Here is a 12,434-nt window from a genome sequence, read left to right on the forward strand (position 1 = left end):
TCTCCTGTCTCCGAAATTAATATTCAAATTAATGTACTTGATGGTCTGAACCAAAGAATGATTTGAACATGTAGAATGAAGTTTCTCTGTTTAACGCTGCGATTGATGTTGTTAAAGGAATACCTTTAGGACAAGCATTCACACAGTTTTGAGAGTTACCGCATTCTTGCAGTCCGCCGCCGCCCATTAAAGCGTCTAAGCGTTCGTCTTTAGTCATTGAACCTGTTGGATGCAAGTTGAATAAGCGAACTTGTGAAATCGCTTGTGCACCTACGAAGTCATTTTTGCTTGTCACGTTAGGACAAACTTCTAAACATACACCGCAAGTCATACATTTAGATAATTCGTATGCTGTTTGACGTTTTTTCTCAGGCATACGCGGTCCAGGACCTAAGTCATACGTACCATCAATCGGTACCCATGCTTTCATACGTTTCAAGTTGTCGAACATACGAGAACGGTCAACTTGCAAGTCACGTACGATTGGGAATGTGCTCATTGGTTCTAAACGAATCGGTTGTTCTAATTGGTCTACAATTGCTGAACATGCTTGACGCGCATGACCGTTGATAACCATTGAACAAGCACCGCACACTTCTTCAAGACAGTTCATGTCCCAAGTTACAGGTGCTACTTTTTCCCCTTTAGTATTATATGGATTACGTCTGATTTCCATCAAACATGCAATAACGTTTAAATTCTCACGATAAGGAACTTCGAATTTCTCTTCATATGGCTGTGAGTCCGCATTGTCTTGTCGTTTAATGATCAAAGTTACGGTTTTAGAACTGTTTTGAGTCGGTTGTTGAACCGCTTCATCTTTAACTTCTTCTGCCATTATGATTTGCTCCCTTCTTCCTTGCTAGTATCTTTACTAGACTTAGATTTGCTTGAGTAGTCACGTTTACGTGGAGGAATCAAGCTGATATCCACATCTTCGTATTCGAATCTTGGCGGATTGTCGATACCTTCGTAAAACGCTTTAGTTGTTTTCAACCACTCATCGTCGTTACGGTCAGGGAATTCAGGTTTGTAGTGCGCACCGCGTGATTCGTTACGGTTATAAGCACCGATAGTGATAACACGTGCTAACACTAACATATTCCATAATTGGCGTGTGAAGAATACAGCTTGGTTACTCCAAGTTTGTGTATCTTCCATGTCAATGTCTTGGTAACGTCGCATTAACTCAAGGATTTTTTCGTCTGTTTCAAGTAATTTTTTATTGTCGCGAACAACTGTTACGTTTTTCGTCATGACTTCACCTAATTCGCGGTGAAGTTTGAAGGCATTTTCTGTACCTTTCATAGTCAATAAATCATCGAAACGTTTTTGTTCTTGATCAATAAGGTCTTGATATAAGCTATCGTCTAATTCAGTGTATGATTTTTCGATATTATCAATGTATTTCACAGCGTTCGGTCCAGCTACTGTACCGCCGTAAATCGCAGATAATAATGAGTTGGCACCTAAACGGTTACCGCCGTGTTGTGAGAAGTCACATTCACCTGCTGCGAATAAACCTTTGATTGTTGTCATTTGATCATAGTCTACGTAAATTCCGCCCATTGAATAGTGGACTGCAGGGAAGATCTTCATTGGAACTTTACGAGGGTCATCGCCTGTGAATTTTTCATAGATTTCAATGATACCGCCAAGTTTAACGTCTAATTCATGCGAATCTTTGTGTGATAAGTCAAGGTATACCATGTTTTCACCGTTGATACCTAATTTTTGGTTCACACACACATCAAAGATTTCACGCGTTGCGATATCACGCGGTACTAAGTTACCGTAGTCTGGGTATTTTTCTTCTAAGAAATACCAAGGTTTACCGTCTTTGTATGTCCAAATACGGCCGCCTTCACCACGTGCTGATTCACTCATTAAACGTAATTTGTCGTCACCAGGAATCGCTGTAGGGTGGATTTGGATAAATTCACCATTCGCATATACCGCACCTTGTTGGTAAACGATAGATGCTGCTGAACCTGTGTTGATCATTGAGTTCGTTGTTTTACCGAAGATAATACCAGGACCGCCAGTTGCCATAACAACTGCGTCAGAACGGAATGCATCAATCTTAGCATCTACTAAGTTTTGTGCTACAATACCGCGCGCTGAGTTATCTTCGTCTTTAACAACACCTAAGAATTCCCAACCTTCATATTTTGTCACAAGTCCGTCTACTTCGAACTTACGCACTTGCTCATCTAATGCATAAAGTAGTTGCTGACCAGTTGTTGCACCTGCGAACGCTGTTCTGTGGTACAACGTACCGCCGAAACGACGGAAGTCAAGCAAACCTTCAGGTGTTCTGTTGAACATTACACCCATACGGTCAAGCAAGTGAATGATTTTCGGTGCTGCTTCAGCCATTGCTTTAACAGGTGGTTGGTTGGCTAAGAAGTCCCCACCGTATACTGTATCGTCAAAGTGAATCCAAGTTGAGTCGCCTTCACCTTTTGTATTAACCGCTCCGTTAATACCCCCTTGCGCACACACAGAGTGCGAACGTTTTACGGGTACTACTGAGAATAAATCAACATGTACACCTTGTTCTGCTATTTTAATTGTTGTCATCAGACCGGCTAGTCCTCCACCGACAACAATAACTTTTTTCTCTGCCATATAAATGTCACTCCCTGAAAATATAACCTTTATTTACGCTGATTCTATGTGTTCTTAAACGAATGCTAAAATTGCTGAAACACCGATGTAAGAAACAATAAGGAATACTACTAATGATACCCATGTGAAAATGCGTTGTGATTTAGCTGATTGCAAGACACCCCAAGTTACTAGGAATGACCATAAACCATTCGCAAAGTGGAATACAACCGCAACAGTTAATACTAAATAGAAGATTAACCAGAATGGATTGCTTAAGTAATCTTGCATCATATCGAATCCTAATTCTTTATGACCTAACCACATTTCTACTTTTGTTTGGTAGAAGTGAATGGCAATGAAAATAAATGCTAAAACACCTGTAACGCGTTGGAAGAAGAACATCCAGTTTCTAAACCATGAATAATGGCCGATGTTCTCTTTAGCCGTAAATGCAATGTGAATACCGTATAACGCATGATAAAGGATTGGAAGATAAATTAAGAAAATCTCTAATGCAAGCAAGAATGGTAATGATTCCATGAATCCAGCTGCTTGGTTGAAAGCTCCTGCTCCTTTAGTCGCTTGGTGGTTAACAGTCAAATGCACAAGTAAGAATGCACCGATCGGAATAACCCCTAGTAACGAGTGAATGCGTCGTAAATAAAATTGATTCTTAGTATAACCCAAAAGGAAGTCCCCCCTGTGAAACAAATAATATTAATTGATTTTATTTTAAGAAATGAAATGCACCTAACTCTAAATGCTCAAAAAATTGCGTTTTTTCAATTCGACCTGTCCCAACAACCAACGAACAGCCCTGCTGGCAGTTGTAATTACACTTAGAATCAGCATGGCAGCTCAGCGCCTATTGTTTATATGTATGGACCCCTATCTTAGATGCAAAAGCTGAACTGATTTCTGACAAAGTAATGCTTCACAGTTCTGGTTGAAAACGCATTGAGAATCATTTTCATTTAGAAAGCGGTTACAAACACTCCTAAAAAAATAAAATCTCGTTAACGATATTGTAACATTTTTTTAACGCCTTTTGGGCATGAGAATTATTCTCATCGTAATTTTTTCAAAAATCGTTTTAATTCATTTGCACAACGACTTAAAAATGAACCAAAAAGCGATAGCACTTTTGGTCGTTTAAACCCTAAGCCATCTATCGCTTTTCGTTCTCTTCTTTTTCTTCATTCAATGCATCCAGCAAGTTTTCAGCTACCTTTTGCGGCAAGCCGATTTCTCTTAAATCCTCTACACTGGCTGCTTTCATTTTCTTAACTGAACCATATGTTCTTAATAACTTCGTTTTGCGTTTCGGTCCGATACCTTCTATATCATCCAGCACAGAAGTCAAGCCGTGCTTTTGTCTGGTTTGTCTGTGGAACGTAATCGCAAAGCGATGGACTTCATCTTGTATTCTTTGAAGCAGATAAAAGGCCTGACTGTTCTTTTTCATCGGCACCACTTCAGCACTTTTACCGTAAATCAATTCAGATGTTTTATGCTTGTCGTTTTTGCGTAGTCCGGCAACTGGAATATCCAAGCCCAATTCATTTTCAAGCACATCCAGCGCAACAGACATTTGACCTTTACCGCCATCGACAATAATCAAATCCGGCAGCGGCAAGCCGTCGTTCAAGACACGTGTGTAACGTCTGCGGATCACTTCTTGCATTGATTTATAATCATCCGGTCCATCCACGGTTTTGATTTTGTATTTGCGATAACCTTTTTTATCTGGTTTACCGTCCACAAAAGTAACCATGGCAGACACAGCATCTACACCTTGAATGTTAGAGTTGTCGAAAGCCTCAATTCGAATCGGTGTTTGAATTCCCATGCATTCGCCCAGTTCTTCGATAGCTTTGATTGTTCTGGATTCATCTCGTGCAATCAATTCGAATTTGTTTTGCAGCGAAATTTCCGCATTATGATTCGCCATTTCTACTAAATCTTTCTTTTGCCCTCTGACCGGCTGTACGATTTTCGTATCCACAACAGATTGAATGATTTTAGGATCAAGGTTTTTCGGAATATGCACTTCTTTCGGCAATAAATGCTGATTCAAGCGATAGAATTGACCGATAAACGTATAGAACTCCTCTTCTTCTGTTTGCTGGAGCGGAATCATCGTTGTATCACGCTGAATCATATTACCGTTTCTGACGAAGAACACTTGAACACACATCCAGCCTTTTGCCACGCTGTAGCCGAAAACATCACGTGCTGTATTATCTGTAGACATGATATTTTGTTTCTTCGTGAGATTATGAATATGCTGAATCAAATCACGATATTCTTTTGCTTGTTCGAAATCTAGATTTTCACTCGCAGATTCCATTCGTGCTTCTAAGCTTTTGATAATCGTTTTATCTTCACCGTTCAAGAACTCAGAAACCTCTTGTATCATTTGAGCATATTGCTGCTCATCTACGTCATAGACACAGGGTCCTAAGCATTGCCCAATATGATAATACAAGCACAATTTATCCGGCATTTTGTCGCATTTTCTAAAAGGATAAATGCGATCTAGCAGCTTTTTCGTTTCCACCGCTGAGAAAGCATTCGGGTAGGGTCCGAAATATTTGCCTGTACCTTTTTTGACTGTTCTTGTTACTAATAAGCGCGGATACTTTTCTTTCGTTATTTTGATAAACGGATAACTTTTGTCATCTTTTAACAAAATATTATAACGCGGCTGATATTGCTTGATTAAGTTCAATTCTAATAACAGCGACTCCGTTTCACTATCAGTGACAATGAATTCGAAGTTGCGGATCTCACCGACTAAACGCGTTGTCTTGGCATCATGCGCACCAGTGAAATACGAACGCAAACGATTGCGCAAACGCTTTGCTTTTCCAACATAGATGACCTGATTGTTGCGGTCTTTCATCAAATAACAACCCGGTTCAAACGGCACAACAGATAATTTTTGTTTGATTTTCTCTTGATAAGCTTCCAAATGTATCCTCCTTTCTTTTAAGATTTTGCAATACAATGTCGTACATTATTATAGCATCTGCTTGCTTTTTACAACGAACTGATTGCTTGTTCAACTTCTCGGCATATGAAAAAGACCAGAACGTCATATTCTGGTCTCGCTGTTTTAATATAATGGTCGATTCGATATTTAGCGGCAAGTTTCAGCTTAACCGCAGAAATTCGGCATTATTCTAACAAATTAAAGTTGTTTATTTAAAACTTCAGCTAAGTTTTCTTTAGGTTGGAAACCAACAACTTTGTCTACTGGTTCGCCGTCTTTGAAGACGATTAAAGTAGGAATACTCATTACTTCGAATTTTGCAGCTGTGTTAGGGTTTTCGTCCACATCTAATTTTAAGATGTCTGCTTTGCCTTCGAAATCTTGAGCTAATTCTTCCAATACTGGCGCGATCATTTTACAAGGTCCGCACCAAGTTGCCCAGAAATCTACTAATTTAACTCCGTCTTGAACTTTTTCGTTAAAGTCAGAATCAGTTACTTTAAGTAATGCCATAAATATCGTTCCTCCTTGGATTTTAATGATGAACAAAGTATATCAGATAGCATTTGAAATTGCATCGGCTTTGCTCACTGATAAAATGCTTTATTGCCTATACTTTTTATTTTTCTATTTTATTTTAAAGTTGCTACGGTAACACCGAATCCGCCTTCGCTTGGTGTACCTACTCTGTATTCCGCCACATTTTTATGGCGTTTCAAATGCTGCTGCACTGCTTTCTGCAATGCACCTGTTCCCTTACCATGAATAATATAAACATTCTCATAATTGCTCAGCATCGCTTGATCTAAATACTGATCCAATGCTGACACGGCTTCTTCATAACGGTAACCGCGTAAATCTAATTCCATTTTGACTGGAGAACGGTTGGAACGTGAAACCGTTTTGGCTGGTTTTTCTTGTGTTTTCTTTTTCTTTTCTAAATCCGCAATCGGCAATTTCATTTTAATGATACCCATTTGCACGACGGCTTCTTCATCATCCAGCAATTCCAGAACTTCACCTTTTTGTCCGTACGTCAATACTTTCACTTCATCGCCGGCTTTGATTTCGTCCCATTTTTGTTTTTTCACATTTTGTTTAATATCAGTCGCTTCATATTGCTCATCTAAATGTTTGCGTTTCTCAATCAATTCGTGTTCTTTGACATCCGCATTCTTTTCATCTCTTAATTGGCGCAAGTCTTTAATAATATCTTCTGCTTCTTTAGTCGCAGCTTTCACACGTTGATTAGCTTTTGTTTTCGCTTCATCCATTAATTTTTGTTCGAAGTTTTGATACTGCTCGTATTTTTGACTCAATTGACGATGTAAATCTTGTGCTTCACGCAATAACTGTTCAAGTTCGATACGCTGATTGTCTACACGTTTCGTATTCTTCTCTAATGACGCAATCATACTATTGATTTCTTGCTCGTCTTGACCAATCATAGATTTCGCTTCTTGAATAATTTTGCCGTTCAAACCTAATTTGCTGGAAATCTCAAAGGCATTCGAACGCCCTGGTACACCCATGAGCAATTTATACGTAGGGCTTAACGTATTAACATCGAATTCTACACTGGCATTCATAACACCATCTCGATTATAGCTGTAAGCTTTAAGTTCAGGATAGTGTGTAGTCGCCATTACTAGCGCACCGCGTTTTTGCACATTGTCTAAAATACTCATCGCAAGTGCTGCCCCTTCGCTCGGGTCAGTTCCTGCACCTAATTCGTCAAAGAGAATCACACTGTTATGATCCGCATGTTTTAAAATCTCTACGATATTCTTCATATGAGATGAGAATGTTGATAAGGATTGCTCAATGGATTGTTCATCACCGATATCACAATAAACATTGTCGAAGACACCTAGTTTACTGCCATCTAATGCCGGGATTAATAAACCAGATTGTGCCATTACAATAATCAATCCTAATGTTTTCAGCGTTACAGTTTTACCGCCTGTATTCGGTCCGGTGATAATTACCGTTTGAATACCATCCACAAATTCAATCGTATTTGCGACAACAGTCTTGCGGTCTAATAACGGGTGGAACGCTTTAGGCAGATACACACTGCGTTTTTCAGTGAATTCAGGTTTCGTTCCTTTAATCGAACTGCCGTATCTTGCTTTCGCAGTTAAGAAATCGATTTGTCCCATTACTGACTCAGAAACCAAACATGCATCCGCTTCTACAGCAACTTCTGCTGTTAAAGCTGTTAAGATACGTTCTACTTCAGCTTTTTCTTCATTACGCAAACGACTGATTTTATTATTCATTTCCACAACCGCAGAAGGTTCGATATACAATGTTTGTCCTGAAGATGACTGGTCGTGCACAATCCCGTTAAAATCTTGACGATATTCAGCTTTAACTGGGATAACATGGCGATCATTTCTGACTGTAATAATCGAATCAGAAAGTTTCTTTTGATTCGATTGACTCTTCACGACTCTATCTAAATTCTGCTTAATGCGCTGAGAGGTACTATGAATACGGCTTCTGATACTTTGGAGTTCATAGCTCGCATCATCGAATAAATCATATGCATCGCATTTTTGATGAATTTCTTGATATAAATCAGAAAGCACGGGCAATTGTGCCATATTTTCATCTAGAATCGGATAGTTGATTGTTTCCTCTTCTTCGATTAATTGGTTGTAGAACGTCTTATATTGGTTTTGCACTTGAATCAAACGTTTGATTTGATTCAGCTCTCGTACATTTAAAATACTTCCGATTTTCGCACGATGAATCAGCGGCGATACTTTAGACAAACCGCTTAAACTCGGTAAACGGTGTTTATTATAGATTTGAGATATTTCATCGGTTTCATCCATTTGATGCACTACCGTTTTATAATCAGATGCAGGCGACATAGACGCACATTTTTCTCGCCCTAAATCACTCACTGCCTCTTTTTCCACAAATGCTTTGATTTTATCGAAATCAAGCACATCTAATGTCTTCTGTCTCACGGACATCCCTCTATTTCTTTAGCTTTTTATTATTTTCCACAAAATGTTTAAATTCGTCTCTCGATATCGTATTTAAAACACGTGATTTATCGATAAATGCTTTTTGTGCAGTTGCGACACCGTATTGCATTAATTCTAAGTTATCGATATGGTGTGCATCTGTATTAATAGTCACCATAATATCTTTTTGATGACGCAGCACTTCTGCACTTAAATCCAAACGTAATGGATTGGCATTTATTTCTAAAATTGTATCTGTCTCTTTCGCAAGTTCGAACAAACGGTCCATATTGACTTTATAACCGTCGCGTCTGCCGATAATACGTCCAGTCGGATGTGCAATATGACGTACATAAGGATTGCGGCACGCTTGTTCTAAGCGATACATAATCTCTTCTTCTGTTTGATTAAAGCTTTGATGAATCGATGCAATGACATAATCTAATTGTGCCAATATATCATCCGGATAATCCATTGTTCCGTCTGCTAAAATATCCATTTCTGTTCCTGAATAGATATCGATTTCATCATATTCTTCATTGATAGCTTTAATGTCTTCATTTTGACGCAGTAAACGTTCAATCTCTAAGCCGTGCGCGACACGCAAGCTGCGGGAATGATCGGTAATCACCATATATTCATACCCTTTTTTGATGTTCGCTTCTACCATTTCTCTTAAACTGAACGCACCATCACTCATCGTTGTATGCATATGCACATCGCCTTTGATATCATCCAGCGTTACTATTTGAGATAAATCTCTATCGAATTCACTGCCGTCGACACGCATCGGCGGTGCAATATAAGGACTGTTGAAATGTTCGTAAATCGCTGCTTCGCTATCCAGCTGCAGCAATGAACCGTCTGGTTGTTCAATGCCGTATTCGCTGACTTTCTCACCGCGTTCTTTCGCAAGTTGGCGGATACGGATATTATGATCTTTTGAACCTGTAAAGTGCTGCAGCGTATGATAGTATGCTTTTGGTTCTATAATTCTAAAATCAATTTCTATGATTTCATCTTCAAACTCCACTTCAACAGAGACTTTAGTCAATCCGACAGCTACATCTTTGACTTTATGCGGTACGTTCAATAAGGCTTGCTGAACTTTCTCTGGTTCTGTTGTACTCATAATATAATCTAAGTCTTTGCTCATTTCTTTCACACGACGGAAACTGCCTGCCACATGATACTGCTCCAATGCATCGATTGTCGATAAATATGCCTCTATTTCATCATTCAGCTTAATCAGCAAGTTGATTGGATAACGTTCTTTTCTGGCACTCAACGCTTGTACACCTGCCAGAATATTCTCTTCAGTCTTCTTGCCGAAGCCGCTTAAAGCACTGACTTCTTTATTTTCACATGCACGTGCTAATTCCTCTTTGTTGGTAATACCCAGTTCCTTATACAGCTTATGAATTTTCTTGCTGCCGAGACCTTGTATTTTAAGCAGCGGCACTAATCCTGCAGGCACTTCTTCTTCTAATGCTTGCAGTGTTTGTGATTCGCTCGTACTGATATATTCATTGATGACCTCGCCGACACCTTTGCCGATGTTTTTCAGCTCTGTCACATCTTCGATTTCATCTAATGTCCTTTCATCTGTCTCTAAACTTTGTGCAGCTTTGCGGTAAGCTGATACTTTAAAGGCATTTTCGCCTTTTAACTCCATGTACGTTGCGATTTTCTCTAATAAGCGCACGACATCCTTCTTTGTTATATGTTGACTCATTTGATTCACTCCAATTAAAAAGAGGGACTTTCTGTCATTCGAATATCGGTACTGATGGACGAATGTTTAAGCCTCCTCTTGGTTTAGTAATTAAACATTGAATTATAATGTCATCACAAAAGACGACAGATATGGGGTTTGAAAGAGTATCAATTGTGCAATTACAGATTGTGCAAATTGCTGCTGAATCAAAACACTTGGGTATAAACTGCATAAGTATAATACGAGCAGAACAATCATCACCGAACTCAAAAAGCTGATGATGACCCCAAAACTTCGATTCATGATAGATAAGGGTTGTATATACGTTATTTTATCAAATGCGGTGACGATGAGATATAAAATAAACTTGCTCATCAAGAATATCAAAATAAACGCGACAATACTCTCAAAGCGCAAATGAATATTATGATATTCTATAAAATAATGTGTCTGTGCAGCTTGTGTCTTAGGAAACGGCAGAAACAATTCTAAACGTTTTGCGACTGGCGCATACAATGTTGCAGCTGTTATAAACGAAGCTGCTGTACATAAAAAATGAACCAGACTCCACCAGAATCCTCTGCGAAAACCCATTGCGGCAATCATGAAAAAAGTAATAAATATCAGCACATTTAATAGCATAGGCATAACCTACTGTTCATTGTTTTTCAAACGGTTCAACTCTTGTGTCAAACGACGATTCTCTTCTTCTAACAACACCTTTTCATGCATAATATTGACTGCAGTCAGTACTGCTTTTCGTGTCGTATCTAATCCGGCACTTTTGCGTCCTAATTCCTGAATTTTTTCATCTACAAGATGAGCGACATATCGAATATGCTCAGGATTATCTTCGCCGACTATCGTATAGTTCTTATTATTGATTGAAACATTGATTCTATTTTTAAATTCGCCCAATTTGATAACTCCTATCTTGCTAATTTTGCGCATGTCTACACACAGATCGGTCAGTTTTTGCTTCTCTGACCGCCATTCAACTTCTCTTTTTGGTTGAAATCAATCCTATTTATTCATCACGAACCATTATACACGAGTGCTATTTATTATGTAAGTACTGTACTCTTTTTTGCAATATATTGTAAAACTAATGTAATATACTAAAATTTGTTTCACAGACAATCTGTAGTAAACTGTGAATAGATTCTATTAAATAAGGAGCAATCATATGGCCAACGCCGTTTTTAAACTAACAGAAAAAGAAATTCAGCACTTACTTTCAAAAATTCAAGCTGATACTTCTAATCTACCCGCTGGCATGCGTGCCAGAACCAAATATAAAGGGACAACTATTAATATCTATAATTCTAAGAAAGTCATGTTCCAAGGCAATCAAGCAGAACAAGTCGCACAGCAGCTGCTCGGCACTTCTGCTTCTCCTGCCCCATCTAAAACTAAAAAAACAAAATCAGCGGATACATCAAAAACTTTTCCGTTTAATCAATCCAATTGTATCGGCAGTGATGAAGCCGGCAGCGGCGATTACTTTGGACCGCTCACAGTGTGTGCAGCATATGTTTCGAAAAAGAACGCTGAGATTTTAAAAACCTTAGGTGTAGACGACTCTAAAAAATTAACCGATGCGAAAATCGTCGAACTTGCGGAACAGCTTGTGACTTTTATACCGCACTCATTACTGACTATGAACAATGACAAATACAATCAGCAGCAGCAAAAAGGCTGGTCGCAAGTCAAAATGAAAGCTGTATTGCATAACCAAGCCATTCAAAATGTTGCGGATCGAATTGCACAGCAAGGCGAACCTTTGGATTACATAGTCATTGACCAATTCGCAGTACGCGGTGTCTATCAAAACTATGCACTCTCTCCAATGCCTTATCCTGACAAAACTTGTTTTGAAACAAAAGGCGAATCCAAATCATTAGCCATTGCTGCAGCGAGTATTATCTCCCGCTATGCATTCGTTAAATATATGGATCAAATGAGCAGAGATGTACATCAAACTGTGCCTAAAGGTGCCAGCAATAAAGTAGATTTATTTGCGGCACGTATTATTGACAAATACGGCATTCAAAAATTAGACAGTATGTCAAAAGCACACTTTAAGAACCGAGATAAAGCTTTAAATCTCTATAACAAAAAGCATTAA

The 12,434-nt window shown here is 38.8% G+C and carries 10 protein-coding genes; 1 reads left to right on the plus strand and 9 read right to left on the minus strand.

Going from position 1 to position 12,434, the window contains the following annotated elements; genetic code table 11:
- Positions 1-28: 28 nt before the first annotated feature.
- The 9 genes from sdhB to zapA all read right to left on the minus strand — a co-directional run bounded on the left by sdhB (position 29) and on the right by zapA (position 11,224).
- A complete protein-coding gene (gene sdhB, locus DVJ99_RS06415) occupies positions 29-838 on the minus strand; it encodes a succinate dehydrogenase iron-sulfur subunit (protein ID WP_105993852.1) in 810 nt (269 codons plus the stop codon).
- Positions 838-2,631 (minus strand): succinate dehydrogenase flavoprotein subunit, encoded by a 1,794-nt coding sequence (sdhA, locus tag DVJ99_RS06420; RefSeq protein ID WP_114603601.1) that lies wholly within the window; start codon positions 2,629-2,631, stop codon positions 838-840. Before sdhA ends, sdhB begins: the two co-directional genes overlap by 1 nt.
- A 54-nt stretch (positions 2,632-2,685) precedes the next feature.
- Entirely contained in the window at positions 2,686-3,300 is a 615-nt protein-coding gene (locus DVJ99_RS06425; protein ID WP_114603602.1) for a succinate dehydrogenase cytochrome b558 subunit, read from the minus strand.
- A gap of 481 nt (positions 3,301-3,781) precedes the next feature.
- Positions 3,782-5,587, minus strand: coding sequence for an excinuclease ABC subunit UvrC (gene uvrC, locus DVJ99_RS06430; protein WP_114603603.1), 1,806 nt, complete (start codon positions 5,585-5,587; stop codon positions 3,782-3,784).
- A 219-nt stretch (positions 5,588-5,806) separates the two neighbouring features.
- Positions 5,807-6,121 (minus strand): thioredoxin, encoded by a 315-nt coding sequence (trxA, locus tag DVJ99_RS06435; protein ID WP_105993848.1) that lies wholly within the window; start codon positions 6,119-6,121, stop codon positions 5,807-5,809.
- A 119-nt stretch (positions 6,122-6,240) separates the two neighbouring features.
- On the minus strand, positions 6,241-8,589 hold the full coding sequence (locus DVJ99_RS06440) for an endonuclease MutS2 (RefSeq protein ID WP_114603604.1): 2,349 nt from the start codon (positions 8,587-8,589) through the stop codon (positions 6,241-6,243).
- A 10-nt stretch (positions 8,590-8,599) separates the two neighbouring features.
- A complete protein-coding gene (polX, locus tag DVJ99_RS06445) occupies positions 8,600-10,312 on the minus strand; it encodes a DNA polymerase/3'-5' exonuclease PolX (RefSeq protein ID WP_162912149.1) in 1,713 nt (570 codons plus the stop codon).
- 114 nt (positions 10,313-10,426) lie between these two features.
- Complete coding sequence (locus tag DVJ99_RS06450) at positions 10,427-10,954, minus strand: CvpA family protein (RefSeq protein ID WP_240430818.1); 528 nt, start codon at positions 10,952-10,954, stop codon at positions 10,427-10,429.
- A 3-nt stretch (positions 10,955-10,957) separates the two neighbouring features.
- Positions 10,958-11,224: a cell division protein ZapA gene (gene zapA / locus DVJ99_RS06455; RefSeq protein ID WP_105993844.1), complete on the minus strand. Its 267-nt coding sequence runs from the start codon at positions 11,222-11,224 to the stop codon at positions 10,958-10,960.
- 268 nt (positions 11,225-11,492) lie between these two features.
- Here zapA and rnhC point away from each other — a divergent pair, with 268 nt between their 5' ends.
- Complete coding sequence (rnhC, locus tag DVJ99_RS06460; RefSeq protein WP_114603607.1) at positions 11,493-12,434, plus strand: ribonuclease HIII; 942 nt, start codon at positions 11,493-11,495, stop codon at positions 12,432-12,434.

The organism is Staphylococcus sp. EZ-P03 (assembly GCF_003344575.1).
Classification (GTDB): Bacteria; Bacillota; Bacilli; order Staphylococcales; family Staphylococcaceae; genus Staphylococcus; species Staphylococcus simulans_B.